Source organism: Streptomyces sp. NPDC043738 (assembly GCF_056436545.1).
In genome coordinates this window covers 97,681-118,888 of sequence record NZ_JBWKCJ010000013.1, presented here as the reverse complement: position 1 = coordinate 118,888, position 21,208 = coordinate 97,681, and the positions used below count along the sequence as shown (strand labels likewise).

Here is a 21,208-nt window from a genome sequence, read left to right as displayed (position 1 = left end):
GATCATCGTTCGGTTGCACCCGACGAAACCCATGTCCGCGTCGGATTTCCGGGCAGCCCTGGACAAGTTGACCGTGACGGCCTTCGACCTGACCTTCGCCGAGCCCAGGAAGGGCGTACAGATCGGCTCGGCCAAGGGGCTCGCGGTCACGCCCGCCGATGTCACCAAGCACGACGTGAACGTGGCCGACACGGCGATCATCCAGCACTACCTGGACATCGTCGGCGGTGGCCTGCCGCCGGTGACCACACGGCACCAGGAGGCGGTCGCCACCGCGGTGATCGTGGTGACACCGCCGCCGGGCCATCCGGAGTACCCGGCCGGCTCCTCGTACGACCTCCGGCTGGAGCTGACCCGCGACGGCGTCCCCCTCGGCGACGGGGAGCTGGACTTCAACATCAAGGTCATCAGCGTGGGCACGCTGCCGGTGCGCCAGCCGGCGTACTTCGCGATGCCCGCCAGTGCCTATGCGGCGGTGCCGGCGACGTCGCCCGGAGGGGACCAGGTCGAGCTGCCCAGGGACGGCACCCCGCCGAACTTCGCCGACCTGGTCGCGAAGATCGACAAGGTACTGGCGAAGGATCCCGGCACGGGTGGCCCCCTCCGGCAGCGTCCGCCGCTCAGCCAGGCGCAGAGCCGGTATGTGGCAGCCGAACTGACCTGGGACCGGCTGGTGTATCCGCCCCCGGACCTGCCGCGCCCGCTCGGCGAGATGTACACCAAGCCGCCCGTGGACCCCGGTCTCGACAAGCAGCAGGTGGAGAACGACCGGCAGCGGTTCGAGGCGGAACTGGCCGGCTATCACGCCACCGTCGACGCGAAGGCGTCACTGCTGACCACCTTCGTCTTCGCCGCCTCGGCGGCCGTGCAGGGCGAACGGCTGGCCGCGGACGCCGCCCGGGCGAGGCTCACCTTCCCGGTCCTGGCCGGCGCGGAGACCGGGCACGCCGCGGTCACCTTCGTTCCCCAGGGCGGCTCGACCACACTGGACCCGACGTTCGCCGTTCCGGCGGCGTACCTGTACGCGCTCGGCGCGACACTGCCGATGACGGTCGATCCCGAACACCGCTACGACGCGGCCCGTTTCGGCGTCGAGACGCAGTCCCTGGCGCAACTGCGCATCGCGATCGAGAACGGCGTGGTCGCCGCGTCCGAGCCGCTGCTCACCAGGCCCGCCGAACCGGCGATCGGCCCGCAGGCCGCGGCCCGCCGACTGCGCGCGCTGGGCTCGGTCACCACGTCGGAGCCGACCGTCGCGCTGGCACCGCCAATCTCCACGGTGGTGCGGTCGTGGAGCACGTATTCCGGGGCCACGGAAGCAATCGACGCGGGGTTCTGGGCCCCGGCCGCGGCCGCGTCACCCGGACCCTACCTGGAGCTGGTGCTGCGAGCAGTCACCGGAAACCACGATCCGCTGGTGGTCGCGGTGGGGCAGCCGCCGCTCTCGGTCACCACGGTCTCCGGGCTGGTGGCGGTCACCGATGAGCAGTGGCGCACCGTCCTGCGGGGCAATCCCGCGCTGCTGCCGCCGTTCACCGAGCCGGGCACGGTTGCGGAGCGGGCGCAGGCCTTCGTCCGGCACCTGCGCAAGTTCTTCGCCGTCCCCGTCGAGCCCCCGACCGCGGAGGGGCCCGCCGCCGGCGGCCTTCCGACGCTTGGCGTGTCCGCCTCGGACGTGTTCGCCCGCCTGATCGCGGCATACGGCGACCACGGAGGTGGCCCGTTCGCCTTCGGAGCGCCCCGGGACGAGGTCGCGTTCGCGGCCGCGCTGGCCGACACCTTCGGCGCGGACATCGCGGCGCAGCGGTGGCTGGAACAGGCGGTCGCGGTGCTCGACGCGCTGCACGAACTGACCGCGTTCGCGGCCGGTGACGAACTGCGGTTCTCGCTGATGGAAGCGCTGTACTCGGTCGGCTTCACCAGCACGTCGCGGCCCGCGGCGCTGCCGGCGGCCGATTTCGCCGCGGCGCTCGCCGGCACCGTCGCGCACCCGTTCGCCGCGCGGATCCAACAGGCCGCGGGGGGACCCGCCGATCCGGCCGGCCCGCCGGACGAGGGCTTCGCGCCGGTCAACCCGGACGGCACGCTGACCGACTGTGTGCCGCCGGAGCACCTTTCACCGTTCGGCCCGCCGCAGTACCTGCATGACCTGCTGCGGATCTCGTCCGCGTCGACCTGCGAGCACCCCACCACACCGGCCAACGTGGCATCGGTCGGCGAACTGCTCCTCGACCGCCGTGGCCCGCTCGGCGATCTGCAGGTGACGGCCGCCAACCTCGGCACTCCCCTGCCGGTGATCGACCTGGTGAACGAGAGCCTGGAGAAGCTGGCGGGCGGCGGGGCGCGGGGCGCGATCCACGACACCGCTGCGGACCGGCTTGCCGGGCACGCGCTGGGGCGGCCGCACGATCCGGCGACCCTGTTCGCCGCGGTGCCGGAGCACTCCTCCCCGGCCACCGAGGCCCTGCCCCGGGCTCACCTCGACGCGTACGCCCGGCTGCGCAAGGATTTCACCGCACCCGGCCTGCCGTACCACCAGCCCTTGGACGTGAACAGGTCCTACCTGCGCTTCCTGGGCACCAGCCGGTACGCCGCGATGCGCCGGTTCCGCAAGGAGATCACCGAGCTGGTGCTGGACCCGGCGCACGAGCCCGCCGGGTTCCAGAGCCACCGGTGGCGCTACCCCGTACGGCTGGAGATCGCCTGCGAGTACCTGGGCATCTCCGCCGAGGAGTACGACCTGCTCTATGCCCACGACATCGCGTTCCGGAAGACGCGGGGCCGACTGACCCTGTACGAGGTGTACGGGTTCACCAAGGAGTCCGCCGACGGCTCGTCCTGGACCGGCGCCGTGTTGCGGGTGCCCGAGTTCCTGGAGCGTACCGGCCTGGGCTACTGCGAGTTCCTCGCACTGTGGCGCAGCGGCTTCGTCGCGTTCGAACGCGCCGTGCCGGAGGGCGAGGCCCCGGACTTTCCCGACTGCGAACCGTGCTGTCTCGACGATCTGCGGATCAGGTTCACCGATCCCGCCGACGAGCAGGACCCGCGCACCGCGCTGCGCAAGCTGATCGTCTTCGTCCGGCTGTGGCGGCGGCTGGGCGAGGGCGCGGCGCCGGGGATCACCTTCGCGATGCTGCGTGATGTGTGCGAGGTGCTGCGGCTGTTCAACGGTTCCACGATCAACACGGACTTCTGCCGCCAGCTCGCGGCGCTGATCATCCTGCACGCGGAGCTGGGTCTCTCTCTCGTGGACACCTACCGGCCCGACGCGGCGTCGCCGGCCGAGAGAGTGCCGCTCCTGGGGCTGTGGGCCACCGAGCCGCCGTCCGCCGGAGCCGTCGAGCTCGTGCTGGACCGGATCGGCGATCTGGCACGGGTCCGCTATTCCTGTGGGGCCCGGGAACCGCGCTTCGCCAAGGCGCTCGCCGGGAACCTGACGGTGTTGTCCCGGCTGGCCGGGTTCGACCCAGACACCGCGAGCGATACCTGGCACGCACTGCCGACACACACGCTGCGGTTCGTGGAGGTCCTCGGCAAGATCTACGCCTCCGACTTCACCGTCGGCGAGATCATGTGGCTCTTCACCGTCGAAGAGCACCGCGACGGTGACGACCCGTTCGCCCTCCAGGACCGCAACGAGTCGGCCGACGATCCCCTGTCGCTGCCCGAGCCGGCGGGATCGACCGGGTGCGAAGAGGCGCAGACGCTCTGGGCGCTGCGGCGGTCCCTGCTGGCCGTGCGCGTTGGCGAGGAGGACGCCGAAGCCTGGACGTGGCCCCGGATGACCGCGGCCCTGCGGGACGAGTTCGGCTACGTGCCGGCGGAGAGCGGACCCGACGCCTGGCAGGTGCTCGGGGAACACTTCTTCCCGACCGTGCTGGAGCGGTGCGGTTGCCCGGTCGGGGTGCTGGGGCGCCAGTACCGTACGCCGCTGGCGGTGGCGGACACCTCTCCCCTGATGTGGCTGCGACCGGAGGAGGGGCCGTTCGGCTACGACAGCGCCACGCAGGAACTGTGGACCTCGCTGCCGGTCTCCGACACCGAGGTGATCGAGGAGCTGAGCCACCTGCGGCCGCTGCGGGAGGCCGAGCGGGTCGCCGTCCGCAACCTCTACTTCGCGCCCCGGGCCGCGCTCGCTCCGTTCGCAGCCATCTTCGACAACGCCGAGCGCGCCATCGACACCCTGGTCTCCGAACCCGACGAGCACGCGAGATTCGCCTTCTTCCAGGCCCAGTTCGCCAGGTTCCGGGCGCGCTGCACGGTGATCGTCGAGCATCTGGCGGCACACGTGGCCGCGGTGACCGGCTGCCCGGCCGACGCGGACGCGGCGGCAACGGTGCTGCGCAGCCTGTGGGCGGACGAGAACGTGGCGGCGACGCCGTGGGAGGCCGATGACGGCAGGCCCCCCGAGGTGACCTGGGCGCCACCACCCAGCGGTGGCGCGTTCGCCGCGCTGCTGGGCCTCGTCGGCACCGGCCTGCTCGGCGAACTGCACGACGGCGCGGGCAAGTTGCTCTGGAGGGAGACCCGCGGCCCGGCCACCGCATTCGGTACTGTGCGCGACCATTACAACGCTCCAGTGCCCACCGTGTTGCCGGCGATGGACCTGGCGCTGAGCCCGGCCCAGTCGCGCCTGGTCGGCGTGCGCAACGGCTTCGCCGTCAGGGAGGGCGACGCCGAGCCGCTCGGTGGCGCGAGTCCCTTCACCGTGTGCTGGAGCGGTGTGCTTCTGGTGGACGAGGCCGGGGAGTACCACTTCCATGCCGGCGCGCCCACCGAGGGCGACACCGCACCGGACTTCGCCCGCGCCCGCGAGCACCGCTGGCGGGTCACGCTGGGGCGCGGCCAGAAGACCTGGATCATGCTGGATCACAACTGGACCTCCGACGACGCGCCGGCGGCCGCGTCACGGGGCGTGCGGCTGCGCCGGGGCGCCTACCGGATCACGATCGAGTACGCCCAGTCCGATCCGGCCTTCGAGCGGGCCGAGGAGGTCTGTCCGGAGCACACCGGATTCCAGCTGAAGTACCGCGGCCCGGACAGCGACGGTGTGCTGACGGAGATCGGCTTCGACCGGCTGTTCCGGGACGCCAAGAACGGCACCCTGGGCGACGGCCTCGTGGGCTCCGAGGGCCGGTACGCCTCGGGCGAGGCCGCCGCGCAGTACCTGGAACGGCGCTACGGCGCCACCCTGCGCGACATCCGCCGCACCTACCAGCGGGCGGTGAAGGCGGCGCTGCTCGCCCGCCGGTTCGCGCTCTCGGCGACGATCGTGCCCGGCCACCGGCAGTCCGAACTGGGCCATCTGGTCACGCATCCGCAATCCTTCGCCGGCACGTCCTACCCCAGGACCGGGCCTTCGGCGTTCGGTGTGCACCACGCCTGGTTCGACTTCGACCTCCTGCCGGTGTCCGACCCCTGCCCACCGCAACCGGTGAGGGATCAGCGCACCGCGCCGAGTCCGCGCCGTCAGGCGGCACTCTTCGACTGGTGGGAACGGCTCTTCGACTACTGCCTGCTGCGGGCGGAGACCGAGTCCGCCCGGGAGCGGCCGGCCTGGCTGCTCTTCGCCGACGTGCTCGAACAGCAGCCCGACGACCCGGCGCAGCTGCTGCGACATCTGGGCGTCGATCTGGCGCACTCGCCACTGCTGCACACCTACTTCGCGACGCCTCCGTATGCACTCGACGCCGACGACCTCACCGATGAGCGGTGGGCGCTGCGGGTCTGGCAGGGCGAGAAATGGCTGACCCGGCTGCGCCGCCACTTCGCGTGCCGGTGGATCGGCGATGCCGTTCCGTGGAAGTGGGCCGCCGACGACCCCGGGGCGCAACCCGACTCGGGCAACGCGAACCTCACCCGGTTCGTACGGGACGGCTGTTTCGAGAACGGCGAGCCGCTGCGCTACGAGGACCTGCGCGGACTCAACGACGGTCTGCGGGAGCGGGCGAGGACGGCCCTGCTCGCGTACCTGTGCGGGATGGACCGGGTACCGCTGCCATGGGCGCCGGGCACCTTCGCGACCGCGCCGCAGGATCTCTCCGATCTCCTGGTCCAGGATGTCGAGGCGGGCGTCTGCCGGCGGATGAGCCGGATCGAGGAGGCCATCCGGGCCGTGCAGGCATTCGTCCAGCGGGCCCGGCTCGGGCTCGAACCCACACTGACGCCGGGGCCGGAGTTCGTCCGGCTGTGGGAGCGGCGGCTCGCCACCTACCGGGTGTGGGAGGCATGCCGGCGCCGCGAGGTCTACGGGGAGAACTGGATCGAGTGGGACGAGCTGGGCAGCGCCCGGGAGTCGGAGGCGTTCGCGTTCCTGGAGTCCGAGCTGCGCCGGTCGACGCTGACCGTGCCGGTACCCGGTGGACTGGAATGGTGGCCGGGGCAGCGGCCGCCGGAGCACCCGTCGCTGACCCTGCTCCAGGCCCGCGAACCGTCCGGAATCCAGCTGCTGCAACCGGCCCCGGAGGGTCTGGGGTTGCTGGGTACACCCGAGCGGGCCGCCCGTAACTCCTGGCTCGCGCCGGTGCTCGGCCTCACCCCCGCTCCCCCGGCGGATGACCGCCCCCGCCTTGAGCACGACCCGCGCGATCGCCGGGAGGAAGCCGAGGAGGACCCCTCCGGACTTCCGCTGTGGCTGGCCGCAGCGGTCCGCCTGGGCACCCGGTTCGTCCGGGTCGCCGCCGCCGGGCTCCCGCCCGCCGGTACGGAGTTCGATGCCCGGCACGAGGACACCGTCTGCTGCGCGCAGTGCGGCGAGGAACGGCACCACGTCGACGAGTACTACTTCTGGCTCGCCGATTCCGCGTTGTACTCGGCACAGGTCCAGCAGGCGGACGTCGGCGCTCAGCCGGACCAGGCGTACCGCGACACCTCCGACTGGCACCGGCCGGAGAAGCTGCCCGCCCTGCTGGACTGGGACGCACGACCCGTGGTGCAGCTGTGCTGGAGCCGGGTGCGGCACGGCGAGTTCGACCCGCCGCGCCGGTCGAGCCAGGGCATCGCGGTCACCGGAGACACGGCCACCCTGAAGTTCTCCGGGCGCACGGCGGATTCCCTGCGCTTCGAGGTGGTGGGCGCGATCACGCCGGTGATCGGCCATGCCGACCCGACGCCGCCGGGGTTCCGCTACGACCTGGCCGAGGACCACGCCGTACCGCTTCCGTTGGTGGTCGAGACGCCGGACCCGGCGCCGGGCTTCCCCGGCGGGCTCGCCGCCTACCCCTACTTCGTCCACGTCGCCCCGGGGGCTCCCCTGCTGCCGCCCTCGCCGTTCAGCGTGGCGATGACCGTGGCGGGCGCGCTGCGCACCCACTGCCGGTACGAGTCCGCGCTGAAGTGGTACGAGCTGGCGTACCGGCCCCAGGCCCGCGACAACACCTGGACCTCCTGCGCCACGGACGACCAGCGACGCCGACGACGGCAGGACGTGCCGTGCTGCCCGAGTTCGCCCGTCCGCGAGGACCGGGCCAGGAACCGGGCGGTGCTGCTGGCCCACCTGGAGACCATGGTGCAGTGGGCCGATGCCCACGCCTGCCGCAACACCGTGGAGGGCGCACAGCAAGCGGGCGTGCTCCTCGCCGCCGTCCAGCGGATCTTGGGCGAGCGCCCCACCCAAGTGCGGGCCCGGGACCATGTCGGCGAGACCATGACGGTCAACGGCCTCGTCGCCCGTCCCGCGCCGCTGAACCCGCGGCTGACCGCCCTGTACGACGACACCGCGGACCGTATCGCCCTCAATCACCAATGTCTCAACCGCTACCGGCTTCCCCAGCGCGGTGCCTTCGGTGAGAGCGGGCTGCGGGAAGGGTGGCAGGAGACCGTCGAGCCGTGCGCCGGTGACTGCGCGGAGGACTGCAAGTGCGGCGGCAGCCCGTACCGGTTCACCTTCCTGGTGGCCAAGGCCAACGAACTCTGCGCGGAGGTACGCCAACTGGGTGCGGCGCTGCTCGCGGCGTACGAGAAGGGCGATGCCGAAGCCCTGGCCGCGCTGCGCAACAACCACGAGCGGCAACTGCTGGAGCTGGCCCTGGACATCAGGAAGAACCAGTGGCGGGAGGCCGACTGGCAGGTGCAAGCGCTGGACAAGACCAAGGAGGGCGCGCTCGCCCGGCTGCGGTACTACCAGGAGCTGATCGCCGGTGGGCTCAACACCGGCGAGACCGGCTACGAGGCGCTGACCGGCGTCTCGATCGCGTCCCGGATCGCCGGCAACGTGCTGGAGGGCGTCGCGCAGGGAATCGGGATCAGCCCGGACATGTGGATCGGCATCGCGGGCATCGCAGGCACCCCGCTGGAGTTCAACCAGCTTCCGGTCGGCAACAAACTCGCGTCCGGATTCTCCACCGCGGCGCGGATCATGATGGCGATCGCCGACAACGCCAACACCGGCGCGGGTCTGAGCCTCACCGAGGGCGGCTGGGCTCGCAGAGAACGGGAATGGCACCATCAGGTCGAGGTCATCGGCATCGAGATCGAGCAGATCGAGCGGCAGATCCTGGCCGCCCACCGGCGACGTGACGTTGCGCTGCGCGAGCTGAACAACCACCAGCAGCAGATCGACAACAGCGCCGAGGTCTCCGACTTCCTGCGGGACAAGTTCACCGGCACGCAGCTGTACCTGCATCTGCAACGAGAGACCGCCGCGCTCTATCGCGGCCTGTACGAAGTGGCGATGCACACGGGCCGCCGGGCCCAACGCGCCTTCAACTACGAACGCGGCCACACCGCCCGTGCCTTCCTGCCCGAGGCCGGATGGGACGGCCTGCACGAGGGGCTGCTGGCGGGCGAACGACTGCAGTTGGCGCTGCGGCAGATGGAAGGGGCCTACCTCGACGCCAACTGCCGCGAGTACGAGCTGACCAGGCACATCTCGATGCGCCAGGAGTTCCCGCTCGCCTTCCTGCATCTGCAACACGCCGGCTGGGCCGAGATCGACATCCCCGAGTGGCTCTTCGACCTCGATCACCCAGGGCACTACCTGCGCCGCATCAAGAGCGTGACGGTGACGATCCCCTGCGTGGTGGGCCCCTACACCGGCGTACACGCCCGGTTGACCCTGCTCGGCAGCAGCACCCGCGTCGATCCCGCGCTCTTGGAACCACCGGCCGGTTGCTGCTCGGGCCCCGAGTCCGACGGCTACCAGACCGGCAGTGACGACCGGCGGGTGGTGCGCGCCTACGGGGCGACCGAGGCGATCGCCACCTCCAGCGGCCAGAACGACGCGGGCCTCTTCGAGCTGCGCTTCGCCGACGAGCGCTATCTGCCCTTCGAGTTCGCCGGAGCCGTGAGCCGCTGGCGGATCGAGCTTCCTCAGGAGAACAACCGGTTCGACTTCGACACGCTCGGGGATGTCGTCCTGCACCTCAACTACACGGCCAGGGAAGGCGGCGCCGTACTGCGCAGGGCCGCCGGCACCGCCGCACGGCGACACCTGCCGGGCGCGGGACTGCAGTTGTTCGACGTGCGGCACGACTTCCCCGACGACTGGCACCGTCTGACCACCGCCACGGGCCCGAGGCGGTTGCCGCTGCGCTTGACCCGCGCGCACTTCCCGTACCTGCCCCGTGATCAGGACCTGCGGGTCAACCGGCTCGGATTGTTCGTCGAGACCGCGGGCTGCGATGGCATCGGCCACGTCACCGTGCGGTTCAGGACTGGCCTCGGCCCCGACGAGGACGACGGGTGCGGCGGGCACGACATCACCTGTGTGGCCAGTGCCGAATACCCGGGTCTGTTCCACGGGGAGCTGAGCCTGCCGTTGGCGCCGCTGCGTCGCGCCCGAGACCACGAGCTGGGTGGCTTCATCTTCCCCACCGATGTCGGCCCGGTCACCCGGATGTACATCCTGTGCGGCTACGAACTGGTCCCGTGACCCGCTTCGTGGGGTGTCGGGTGGGACCGCCGACGCGGGAAGCGGAGGCGCGTAGGCGGCCGAACGCCTCGGCGGGGAAGTCCCCGCCGAGGCTCCGAACCGCCCACGTGCGGCAAGCGCGACCGTCCCTGCAGGGGGCCTTGGGCCGACAATGCACCGGACGCTCAGCCAGGGGTCTTCGCGGTGGTCAGTTGGCGATGCCGACCGGGTGGACCTGGATCTTCTCGTCGTAGGGACCGGCCAGCTTCAGCGCGTCCGCGGGCCACTTCAGGGAGACGCTGTGGGTCTCGTTCGGCGGCGTCACGATGATGTTGGTCGGGTGCGCGAGGCTGTTGCCACTGAAGTCGACCTTGTACGAGATGCTGAAAGTGGCGGTGTCACCGGGCTTCAGGTCGGTGATGCGGGGCTGCTCACCGCCGCGGTGGACAGGGGCGGAGGTACCGTCGATGTCCTTCAGGTCGACGCCCGCGAAGCCCGTCGCCGAGCAGGTCCTCGCGCCCTTGTTGGTCATCCGAACGGTGACGTCGCCCGTCTTCTGGTCGGGCGAGCTGTCCACCGCCACCATGGTCAGCTCGTTGGTGCGGCAGAACTTGCTCTTCGCCCCGCCCTTCGCCGCACCGTTCCCGGAGCCGGCACGAGACGAGGCGGCGCCGCCGGAACCGGCGCGGGAGGAAGAGCCGTCGCCGGAGCCCGACTTCGCATTGCCCTGGGCATCGGCGCCCTGCACTCCGGTAGAGGAACCCGCGCCACTGGGCTCGGCGGCCGCGCCCGTGCCCGACTGGCCCCCGGGCTTGGCGGCGGCGGCATCCGCACCGGAGCAGGCGGTCAGGGATAACGCGGCGGCTGCGGTCAGGGCCGCGGCGGCACCACGCAGAGTGCGGCGACGAGCAGTGCGGGCAGTGGTGCTGGAGCTCATTTCGGATCCCCCCGGGGAAGTCTGTGTCAGTCTCTGCTCTGTACGACACCCACCTTGATCGGGCCCACTATCGCCAGGCTGCCACCCCGCTAACGCCCGGCTAATGCGGGTGCGAGTGGGACAACACCGGTGTCGTGACGGCCGACCGCGCTTCCGAAGGCACCTGGCGAGCCCTGTCCTGGGCGTCTGCCCATCGGGCCCGCTGATGATCAGCCGCGGGACGGCGGGCTGGTCGACGCTACCGGCTGATCAGCGGCAGCACGGGGAAGGTGTGGCTCTGCCAGATCAGCCGGGAGGGCTCTTCCGGGTAGGCGGTGACAGCCGGCCGAGTGTCGAAGAGCTGAACGAGGCGTTGACCGGCGTCGTACGCGGGCCAGCCGGGGTCACCGTGCGCGGCGAACGAAGACCATGCGGCGCGCATCCGGGCGGACAGGGCCGCTGCCTCCGGGGAGGGCGTTTCGCCGATCAGCGCGGCAGGCTGGCCACGGTCCAGGTTGCCGAAGACGAGTGGTACGTCGAGACCGTGGCAGGCGCCGAAAGCGCCGCCCATGCCCGGGGCCGGCCAGGCCAGTTCGTAGACATGAGCACGGCCGCCGCCAGCCGTCTGGGCCTCGGCGAGGTGAAGCGACGGCATGCGGAACAGCCAGTCGGAATGGACCGTTTCATACAGCTCGTCCGGGCCCGCCGCCGGGAAGGCGTCGCGGTAGCGGCGTGCGCCGTCCGGGCCGGGTGCGAAAACCTGGAGGGCGTTCACCGCCTGCTCCTCGCTCACCTCACCCAGCAGACCGTTGATGGCACTGAACAGACGCTGCTCGTCGCGGGTGTGACCGACGAGGAGTTCGACATCGCGGCCGGTACCGTCGGCCAGGGCCTGCCACGGTGTGACGGCCAGGGCCTCGCCGTCGACGACGGGCGAGAAGGGGATCGTTCTGTGCGCGGGCCGGCCCCAGCGTTGCGCCCACTGGTCCATCTTGGCGCCGACCGCGTCACCGGCGGCCGACAGCTGGCGTGGGGCAACACTGGACAGGTCGGCCACCGTGGGTCGCAGCCCCAGCTCGGCGGCGCAGGCGGCAGCGACGTCCGCGGCGAGCTCTGGCGAGAAGAACGTGCCCTGCACACTCTGCGCGACGGCCCGGCGAAAGAGCCCGGCCGCACGGTCCATCGCCAGCAGCGCGGCAACCGATCCCCCACCCGCCGACTGGCCGAAGACCGCGACCCGCTCAGGGTCTCCGCCGAAGGCCCGGATGTTGTCGCGCACCCACTCGAGAGCGGCGACCTGGTCGAGTAGCCCCCGGTTGGCAGGAGCCCCCTCGATCTGCGCGAAGCCCTCAATTCCCACACGGTAGTTGAACGTCACCACGACGACGCCACCGTCCCGCGCGAGCCGACCACCGTCGTACTCGGGAAGGCCGGACATGCCGATCACGTAGGCACCGCCCTGGATCCACACCATCACCGGCAGCCCCGCGTCCGGGTCGGGTTCGGGCGACCAGACGTTGACCGACAGCCAGTCGTCGCCCGCCGCGTCCTGCGACAGCGCGTCCATGCCGAAATGCCCGCCCTGCGGGGGTGGCGGGCCGTACGAGAGGGCCTCCCGCACCCCGCTCCAGCCCCGCACCGGTCGCGGCGCGGCGAAGCGCAACTCGCCGACCGGGGGCTCGGCGAACGGGATACCGCGGAAGACCGCCACACCCGCCTCCCGGCTGCCACGCAGCCTTCCGGCCGTCGCGCGGACTTCGGGCCGGGATCCGGATGGCTTGGACTCGGCAGCGGTCATCACAACTTCCCCTCGGGCAGGAGGAGAGGGCTCGCGGGCCCCGGACCCTGCGGATCATCCACCGCGGTGGGATGCCGCACCAGCGATTTACGGATGACTCGGACTGCCGGAGCCGGACGTCCGCCGTCTTGATCATCTGCCTGGTCACTGGCGTCTTTGAATCGGCAGGCCCCGAAGCCGCGTCGTCTGCCGGTGGGGGGCGGCCGGGACAGGCGGCGGGACATGAGAGTGATCACCGCCAATGGGATGTGCTTCGGTGTGGGAGCTCGCGCACGGGTCGTGGTGGGCGTGTGGGCGTGTGAGGCAGCTCACGGCCACGGGCTGCATAGCGGGATGTGGGTCAGTGCCTTTGTAGGGGTGTAGGCGAGTAATCGAGACGAGGGACGGCGTTGATGGGGCAGTTGCGGGCCGATGCGTTCGACCGGTTCGTTGCGGATCGTTGGTCGGCACTGCTTCACCTGGCGCATCTGCTCACCGGTGGAGATCGGCATCGGGCCGAGGATCTGCTGCAGGAGGCGCTGGTCAAGCTGTGGTTTGCGTGGCCGAGAGTGGCCGAGCAGGCGCCGGAGGCGTATGTGCGTCGGGTGCTGGCACGTGCGGCGGCTCGCTCGGCGCGACGTCGCTGGTGGGGCGAGCGTCCGGTGGAACGGTTGCCGGAGCTTCCCGAGGCCGGCGATGTGGCCGCTGCCGTGGAGGATCGGACTCGGTTGGAGGCGGCGCTGGCATTGCTGCCGGTGCGGCAGCGCGCCGCGGTCGTGCTGCGCTACTACCAGGACCTGTCCGAGGTGCAGGTTGCCGAGGCGCTGGGGTGTCCGGTGGGCACCGTCCGGTCCCTCACGTCACGGGGCGTGACGCGGTTGCGGCAGCTCCTTGGCGACGCCATCGAGCCGGTGAAGTGAAGGGAGACATCATGGAAGACTTCGAACACGAACTCGCGCGGATGATGCGCGAGACCCAGGCAGACACCCCCTTTGAGGATCAGCACCGGCAGCGGCTGCACGCCGGAGTCCGTGCCCGTCGGCGTGCTCGGACGGTATGGATGGCCACCGGCTCGGCGCTGACGATCGCCGGGCTCGGCGTCGGGCTGGAAGTCCTGCCGAGCGCTTCCGCTCAAAACGGGCCCACCATTCCTCATCACCAGCCAACCTCCACGGCCAAGCCGGTCCCCAATCCGCCCCGCAGCTGCACGACCGTGCCGGTCCCGTTTCCGACCCACTCGTCAACGACCGTGCCGGTCCCCATCCCCACCCGCAAGTGCACGACTGCGCCAGCCCCGATCCCGACCCACGCCTCAACGACCAAGTAGCGCTGGCCAAGGTTGGGGCCATGGCGGTTGAGGAACGGACGGTGACGGCAGGAGTACCGGGACCAAAGCGCGGGGACCCCGGAGCGGCGGGCATCGACCCGCTGACGGAACAGAACAGCCTGACGCCGAACTGACAGTGCGCGCCCGGGATGGCGGAGATGGAGCAGGAGTGCCGTAAGTACGCTTCGAAACTCACCGCCTACCTGCACGGCTCCGTTCGGCAGCGGCACCGGGTCGAGGAGCACCTCATCACCCCAGAGGAGCACCTCACCACCCCATGCGAGCGCTCGCCGCACTGCTGCTGACGTTTCGAGCCGACCACCACCGACCGCCCGGCGCCCGCCCGGCGACCGGCAGATTGACCTCCAGAATCTCCACATCAGCAACGCCGCTGCTGCCACGGTGCCTATAGGCCCCGCCGCAATCGCGCAGGGCGCCGTTTAGTACCAAAGACGTGCCCAGCGCCACGAGTTCCATGACTTCACGTCAGTCCTGGCCTGCGCCCAGAAAGCTGCTCCTGGCCATCGATGACAGCTGCCTGCAACTGGAATGTTGAGACGCATCCAGATCGACACAGGTAATCGGTGATCAACCCGCGCCAACAACCACACTCACCCCAACTGTTACCCATTTGCCTTGCGTGACAGATTGCTTCAGAAACTGAATGACCACGCCTCGGCGAACCTCATCAACGGCTGCTGCGACACCGAGATGGCGCCAACTCGACGAGCAAGGGCAGTCAAGAAGCACTGCAAATGCCTATCAACTTGCGAGATTAAGGACGATTTGAAAAAGTGCCTACCGTATTCGTAAGGGTCTTCAAAACGCCCGGTCTTCGCAAAAAGATACTCTTCACGCTTGGAATCTTGCTTCTCTATCGGTTGGGGCAGAGCGTTCCGGCCCCCGGGGTGAATTACCGGAACGTTGCGCAGTGCGTCAAGGCGGTCGGCGGCAACGACGGCCTCTTCAGCCTGATCAACATGTTCAGCGGTGGTGCGCTGACGCAGCTCACCGTCTTCGCCCTGGGGATCATGCCGTACATCACGGCGAGCATCATTCTTCAGCTGCTGACGGTGGTCGTTCCGCGTCTGGAGGCCCTGAAGAAGGAGGGCCAAGCGGGCACCGCGAAGATCACCCAGTACACCCGGTATCTGACGCTGGGTCTGGCGGTACTCCAGGGCGCTGCTCTGGTGGCCAAGGCTCAGAGCGGTGGGCTCTTCCCCAACTGCCAGGTCCGCACCCAGATCATCCCGGACACCTCGGTCTTCCGGACCTGCGTCATGGTCATCACCATCACCGCCGGCACCGCCGTGGTGATGTGGCTCGGAGAGCTCATCACCGACCGCGGCATCGGCAACGGCATGTCGATCCTGATGTTCACCTCCCTCGCCGCCGGCTTCCCGGCCAACCTGTGGGGCATCAAGAAGTCGGGCAAAATCCTGAGCGGCTGGGGCGAGTTCGCCATCGTGATCGCGGTCGGCCTCTGCATGGTTTGCCTGGTGGTCTTCGTCGAGCAGGCGCAGCGCCGGATCCCGGTCCAGTACGCGAAACGAATGATCGGCCGCCGTTCCTACGGTGGCACTTCGACCTACATCCCCCTGAAGGTGAACCAGGCGGGTGTAGTTCCCGTCATCTTCGCCTCGTCACTTCTCACCATCCCCAGTTTGATCGATCTCGGCGGTAGCTCGGCGTCCGGATGGTCCCGGTGGATCGCTACCAATCTCGCCAGAGGTGACCAACCGATCTATTTGACGCTCTACTTCCTGCTGATCGTTTTCTTCGCATTCTTCTACGTCGCCATCTCCTTCACCCCCAAAGAAATTGCCGACAACATGAAGAAGCATGGCGGGTTCATCCCCGGAATCCGGGCTGGCCGACCCACGGCTGACTACCTGGGCTACGTACTCAATCGGATCACCTGGCCGGGAGCTCTCTACCTGGGGCTGATCGCCCTGGTGCCCACAGAGGCGCTGGTGTTGTTCAACGGCAGCAACTTCCCGTTCGGCGGCACGAGCATCCTCATCATCGTGAGCGTCGGATTGGACACCGTGAAACAGATCGAGAGCCAGCTCCAGCAGCACAATTACGAAGGGTTCCTGCGCTGACGCGAAATCCGCCATTCGATCTACCAGCGCTGTCGACCGAGCCGCTCGCTCGATGCGATCGCGAGCCAGCGGGATGCCCTGGGCCTCGGACAGCACGTGCAGTTTGCTGCCCTTCTTGCCACGATCGACCAGGTTCGGCCCTGTCAGTGTGCCCCCCTTTTTCGACGTGAGCGGGGACGGCGGTGTCCTTGGTGAGGGCGGACGCCGCCAGCAGGTCGGCCTGGGTGACGATCGCGGTGCGGTAATGCTCGTCACTCAGAGTGGAGTTGACGCCGTCACGGTAGAGGCCGCCACCGAGATTGAGCCGCTACCACGTGCGTTCGGCCCGCCTCAAGGCGGAAGCGCAGCCTGCAGACGACCGCCGGATGACCGCGCCTGCGTCCCGGCGGACCGCGTGGACGACGACCGCGTGTGGCTCGCCTCAGCTTCCGCTTCCGCCGACGCCGCCCGTGGCGTTGCCGCCGCCGGGCGTTGTGCCGCTGGTCTGGCCGCTCGTGGCATCACCCGAAGTAGCCGTGCCACCGGCCTGACCGCTCGTAGCGTCACCAGAGGTCGCCGTACCATCAGCCTGACCACCCGTGGCATCACCGGAGGTCGCCGTACCACCAGCCTGACCACCCGTGGCATCACCCGAAGTCGCCGTACCACCAGCCTGACCACCCGTGGCATCACCCGAAGTCGCCGTACCACCAGCCTGACCGGTCATGGCATCGCCTGAGGTGCCTCCGGAGCCACCGACAACGCCGCCGCTCGTGCCGGAGCCAACTCCACCGCCGCCGGCAGTGGGGGCCCCGGTCATGCTGGTACCGGTCGTGGTATCGCCGGTGGTGGCACCAGTCGTGGCGGCGCCCGTGGTTCGATCGCCTGGCAGCGTGCAGTTCGACGGGAAAGCGACGAGCTTTCCGGTCTGCTTGTCGACGTAGAACGTCGAGCAGCGCACATCCGGTGCCAGGTTCGACGATTGCGCCGTAGCCTTCGTGGGCGCCGTAGCCTTCGTGGGCGCTGCGTCAGTGGCCACCGCGTTGATCGCGCCCACCGTTCCGGTGAGCGTCACGGCCAGGAAAGACACACCGACCACCTGGGAAACGCGCTTCCGGATGTTCGTCGTCATGGTGCCTGCTCTTGGATGGATGCGCTCTGGTACCCCCTCCAGCGTGGCAGGTCGAGCGTGACGGCAGCGTTGATCCGGCGTGACCCGCGCGTGACGCCGACCAGCGCCAGGCCATCGACTTCTACTACCGCGAGGACCTGGAGGCGTACCAGGCATCCGGCCACCTCGACCGCCTCGACCTCGCCTTCTCGCGCGATCAGCGCAACAAGATCTGCGTCCAGGACCGCATGCTCGAACACGCCGCCCCCGCCTGTGGCAGTGGCTGCAGCACGGCGCCCACTTCTACGTCTGCGGCGACGCCTCCCGCATGACCAAAGACGTCGACCAGGCCCTCAAGGCAGCGCCACCACCCACGGCGGCATGAGCCCCGACGAAGCCGCCGCCTACGTCAGGCGCCTGTCCGCCGACAAACGCTACGTCCGCGACGTCTACTCACAGTGCTTGCGCCTCGCGGACCGTCCCCCTGCCGCCGCAGCCGAAGGGCAAGCGCCGGCTCCGCGCGGACCTGCCGAAGATTCGCGGCCGGTGCTGCTCAACTCATACATCGGTCCGGACAGCCACCTGGCCTGCGCTCCGACTCGCTCACGCCCACGTCTCGTGGGTGCGAACCTTCCTTCCATGCCGAAGGCCGCGCCCCGGTGCGGTGCGCGGCCCTCGGACGTGATGCGGGGAGGATCAGGCAGCGGCGAGGGAGACCTCGGTCGACTTCATCAGCGCGACGACGGAGGTCCCGGCGGCCGGGCCCAGTGCCTCGACGGCGTCCTTGGTGATCGCCGCGGTCAACTCGCCCCCCTCGACGGAGACCTTGACCGAGCCCATGGCGCCACCGGTCGAGACGTCGGTGACGGTGCCCGCCAGCTGGTTGCGGATGGAGATGCCCTCGACGGGGCCGGTCGCAAGGGCAACCTCGGTGGACTTCACCAGCACCTTGACGGCGGATCCCTCGGCCAACCCCAGGCCCTTGACGGCGTCGGTGGTGATCGCGGCCGTGATGTCCTGGCCGCCGGCCAAGCGCACCTTCACCGAGGCCATGGCCTCACCAGCAGTGACCGCGGTAACGGTGCCAGGGATCTGGTTACGGATGGACAGGCTCATCGAAAACACGCCTCACGAAGTCGGAATCAAAACAGGAAGCACGTCAGCACTTCAGCACTTCTGTGACCTGGGTCATAGCCGACAGTACCGGATGGAAAAACACCCCCAGAACGCTCCGGTCGCATTCGCCAGCCAAATGGCCGCAGCCTCCTGGCGTATTCCAGGAAGGGCCCAAGCCTCCGGATCCCGAGGACAGCGCACTCTCCTGAGCTGGACTTTTCTCCCAGCCGGCTGCCCTGTCCCCCTGTCGTGAACTCAGGTCGGGCGAATTGCAGATGAGGGGCGGTCAGCGTTTTGGTGATAGCAAATGCAGCACCGACCCCACGGCTCGTACCGAATGTGCGTGGAATGCGGACAGCCGGACTTGGGATACGGATAGCCGATCTGGAGAACACCCCGCCATGCGCTCCCTTCACCCCGCCCCACTACGCCGGGCCGCCGCCCGCTTCCTCGGCGGCACCGTTCCCGCCCCCGCCCTGGCCGCCTGCGGCGCCCTCCACCCACTGCTCAGCCGTCTACGGGACGCCCCGTAGCGCCCCGGCAGGCAATGTTTGCCCATGAAGGAACACCCGCCGCGGAGCGGCCGTGCCACCGCGATGCGCGCTCTCGGCGGACGGGCCGGAAGTCCTCGCACTGGACGTACTTGGGCTTTCGGTCGGTGTGGCGCAGGGGGTACCTCCCTGCTCGAGCCGAGCCGAGAGCTTGGGGGCGCGTGCCGGGCGTCGTCGCGACGAGGCGAACGTGCCTGGCGGGGCACCCCAGCCAGCCGCGTCACCAACCTCTCCGAACAACACACCTAGCGCGTGGCGAGCCGCTCCAGCAGGGCGGCGCTCCGTGCCAGCAACGCCCGCTCCTCATCCGTGAGTTCGGCCTCGATGGCCTGCGCGAGCCAACCGGCCCGGCGACCGCGCTCCGCTTCGAGCGCGGCCCGGCCCGCGTCCGACAGTTCGACCAGCGACTTGCGGCCGTCCGTGGGGTGCGCCCGGCGCGTGATCAGGTTCTGTTCCATGAGCAGCCCCACCGACCGGGCCATCGACTGGGGGCGTACGCGCTGATCGGCGGCGAGGTCGCTGGTGGTCATGGCGCCGTTGCGGTCGAGTGCACCGAGCACCGCGGCCTGGCCCAGCGGGATGCGGTCCTCATCTTTGACGCGTCGGGTGAGCTTGCCCATCGCGGTGCGCAGTTCGACGGCGATGGCGGCGGCTTCCGGGGTGGGCATAGGGCACTTTACCCCGTTGGCCAGCAAAGCTGTGCACCTGACCTGCACAGCAATGCTGCACAGCAAAACTGAGCAGGCAAACTGCGCAGCATTGCTGTATGGTTTTGCTTGTCGGGCTCAGCGCCAGCGTTGTCGCAGCCGGGGCCACGGCAACACGACAACGGGAAGGAACTCCCATGTCCACAAAGGCAGTCGGGACCGTCGACGCCACCATCGAGACCGTCACCGCCCGCCGGATCATCGACAGCCGGGGCAACCCCACGGTCGAGGTCGACGTCATCCTGGCGGACGGGTCCCTGGGGCGCGCGGCTGTCCCCTCCGGCGCCTCCACCGGTGCCCGGGAGGCCGTGGAACTGCGCGACGGCGACTCCGCGCGCTGGCACGGCAAGGGCGTCGACCGCGCGGTGGCCCACGTCAACGGGGAGATCGCGGCGTCCGTGCGCGGCCGGGACGCGGCGGACCAGGCGGGTCTCGACGCCGCGCTGGTCGCCCTCGACGGCACCGCCACGAAGTCCCGGCTCGGCGCCAACGCGATCCTCGGCGTCTCCCTCGCCGCCGCCAAGGCCGCCGCGGCGGCCCACCGCCAGCCCCTCTACCGCTACCTCGGCGGCGCCGACGCCCACCTCCTGCCGCTGCCGATGATGAACATCGTCAACGGCGGCGCCCACGCCGACAATCCGCTGGACTTCCAGGAGTTCATGATCGCCCCCGTGGGCGCGGAGACCTTCGCCGAAGCCGTCCGCATGGGCAGCGAGATCTTCCACACCCTGCGGCGCGACCTGCTGGCCGCCGGGCACTCCACGGGCGTCGGCGACGAGGGCGGCTTCGCGCCCGCGCTGCGTACCGCCGAGGAGGCGCTCGACTTCGTGATGACCGCCATCGAGCGCACCGGCTACCGCCCCGGCACGGACATCGGCCTGGTCATGGACCCGGCGTCGTCGGAGTTCTTCCGCGACGGGGTGTACGACTATGCGGGCGAAGGGGTGCGCCGCACACCCTCCGAGCACGCCGACTACCTGGCCAAGCTCATCGACGCCTACCCGGTCGTCTCCATCGAGGACCCGATGGCGGAGAACGACCTGGACGGCTGGCGCGAGCTGACCGTCCGCGTCGGCGACCGCTGCCAGCTCACCGGCGACGACGTGTTCTGCACCAACGAGACGCTGCTGCGCGAGGGCATCCGCACCGGCGTCGGCAACTCGGTCCTGGTCAAGGTCAATCAGATCGGGACCCTGACCGAGGCGCTGGCCGCGGTGGCCACGGCCCACCAGGCGGGCTGGACGGCTGTCATGTCGCACCGCTCGGGCGAGACGGAGGACACCACCATCGCGGATCTGGCGGTGGCCACCGGCTGCGGTCAGATCAAGACCGGCTCGCTCTCCCGCTCCGACCGCACGGCGAAGTACAACCAACTGATCCGGATCGAAGAGGAGTTGGGCGACTCGGCGCGCTACGCGGGCCGCTCCGCACTGCGTCGGGCGTGAACGGCAGGCAGAGGTAGAGGCCACGCGGGCCCCGGACGCGACCGGGGCCCGCTCGCCTGCCGGGGAGACGCGTCCTCCTGACTGTTCACCCCATGTGACCTGCGGCTTCCCGGGCCGAGGTGTCGTTCACCGGCGCGGACCTGGCCCGCGGTGTGATCCACGACTTCACCACGGACGGCCGCCTACGCGCCGTCGTCACAGGGCGGACGTTGCCTGACGCGGAACTGGCGGCCGCCAAACCCCCGCCGGTCGGACCCGCGTCAGCCTTCCAGCAGGGACTGGGCAACGTAGCTGCCCGGTCGGATTCCGCCGGGCACCGCGCGA

The 21,208-nt window shown here is 69.9% G+C and carries 12 protein-coding genes and 2 pseudogenes; 8 read left to right on the top strand and 6 right to left on the bottom strand.

Going from position 1 to position 21,208, the window contains the following annotated elements; translation table 11 throughout:
• Positions 1-31 precede the first annotated feature (31 nt).
• Entirely contained in the window at positions 32-9,871 is a 9,840-nt protein-coding gene (locus tag AC0680_RS18965; protein WP_478629948.1) for a Tc toxin subunit A-related protein, read from the top strand.
• Between the two features lie 187 nt (positions 9,872-10,058).
• On the opposite strand, the gene AC0680_RS18960 is transcribed toward AC0680_RS18965, so the two are convergent.
• Positions 10,059-10,787 (bottom strand): DUF4232 domain-containing protein, encoded by a 729-nt coding sequence (locus AC0680_RS18960; RefSeq protein WP_478629946.1) that lies wholly within the window; start codon positions 10,785-10,787, stop codon positions 10,059-10,061.
• 238 nt (positions 10,788-11,025) lie between these two features.
• Entirely contained in the window at positions 11,026-12,564 is a 1,539-nt protein-coding gene (locus AC0680_RS18955) for a carboxylesterase/lipase family protein (protein WP_478629944.1), read from the bottom strand.
• Positions 12,565-12,956: 392 nt separating this feature from the next.
• Here AC0680_RS18955 and AC0680_RS18950 point away from each other — a divergent pair, with 392 nt between their 5' ends.
• From AC0680_RS18950 to secY, 4 genes are all read left to right on the top strand, one after another.
• On the top strand, positions 12,957-13,463 hold the full coding sequence (locus AC0680_RS18950; protein ID WP_478629941.1) for a SigE family RNA polymerase sigma factor: 507 nt from the start codon (positions 12,957-12,959) through the stop codon (positions 13,461-13,463).
• Positions 13,464-13,474: 11 nt separating this feature from the next.
• Positions 13,475-13,870 (top strand): cellulase, encoded by a 396-nt coding sequence (locus AC0680_RS18945; protein WP_478629939.1) that lies wholly within the window; start codon positions 13,475-13,477, stop codon positions 13,868-13,870.
• Between the two features lie 149 nt (positions 13,871-14,019).
• Positions 14,020-14,175, top strand: a complete 156-nt coding sequence (locus AC0680_RS18940) for a hypothetical protein (RefSeq protein ID WP_478629937.1) — start codon at positions 14,020-14,022, stop codon at positions 14,173-14,175.
• A 489-nt stretch (positions 14,176-14,664) separates the two neighbouring features.
• Positions 14,665-15,975, top strand: coding sequence for a preprotein translocase subunit SecY (gene secY / locus AC0680_RS18935; RefSeq protein WP_478629934.1), 1,311 nt, complete (start codon positions 14,665-14,667; stop codon positions 15,973-15,975).
• A gap of 63 nt (positions 15,976-16,038) precedes the next feature.
• Here secY and AC0680_RS18930 read toward each other — a convergent pair.
• Positions 16,039-16,146 (bottom strand): annotated as a pseudogene (locus AC0680_RS18930) (IS5/IS1182 family transposase); the annotation flags it as partial.
• A gap of 250 nt (positions 16,147-16,396) precedes the next feature.
• Positions 16,397-17,086 (bottom strand): hypothetical protein, encoded by a 690-nt coding sequence (locus AC0680_RS18925; protein WP_478629931.1) that lies wholly within the window; start codon positions 17,084-17,086, stop codon positions 16,397-16,399.
• A 98-nt stretch (positions 17,087-17,184) separates the two neighbouring features.
• Here AC0680_RS18925 and AC0680_RS18920 point away from each other — a divergent pair.
• A pseudogene (locus AC0680_RS18920) lies at positions 17,185-17,518 on the top strand (hypothetical protein); the annotation flags it as partial.
• Between the two features lie 243 nt (positions 17,519-17,761).
• On the opposite strand, the gene AC0680_RS18915 reads toward AC0680_RS18920, so the two are convergent.
• A complete protein-coding gene (locus AC0680_RS18915) occupies positions 17,762-18,181 on the bottom strand; it encodes a TOBE domain-containing protein (RefSeq protein ID WP_478629928.1) in 420 nt (139 codons plus the stop codon).
• 401 nt (positions 18,182-18,582) lie between these two features.
• Here AC0680_RS18915 and AC0680_RS18910 point away from each other — a divergent pair, with 401 nt between their 5' ends.
• A complete protein-coding gene (locus AC0680_RS18910; protein WP_478629926.1) occupies positions 18,583-18,714 on the top strand; it encodes a hypothetical protein in 132 nt (43 codons plus the stop codon).
• A 263-nt stretch (positions 18,715-18,977) separates the two neighbouring features.
• Here AC0680_RS18910 and AC0680_RS18905 read toward each other — a convergent pair whose 3' ends face one another.
• On the bottom strand, positions 18,978-19,400 hold the full coding sequence (locus tag AC0680_RS18905) for a MarR family winged helix-turn-helix transcriptional regulator (RefSeq protein WP_329395209.1): 423 nt from the start codon (positions 19,398-19,400) through the stop codon (positions 18,978-18,980).
• A 176-nt stretch (positions 19,401-19,576) separates the two neighbouring features.
• Here AC0680_RS18905 and eno point away from each other — a divergent pair, with 176 nt between their 5' ends.
• On the top strand, positions 19,577-20,884 hold the full coding sequence (eno, locus tag AC0680_RS18900) for a phosphopyruvate hydratase (protein ID WP_478629924.1): 1,308 nt from the start codon (positions 19,577-19,579) through the stop codon (positions 20,882-20,884).
• Positions 20,885-21,208: the final 324 nt, after the last annotated feature.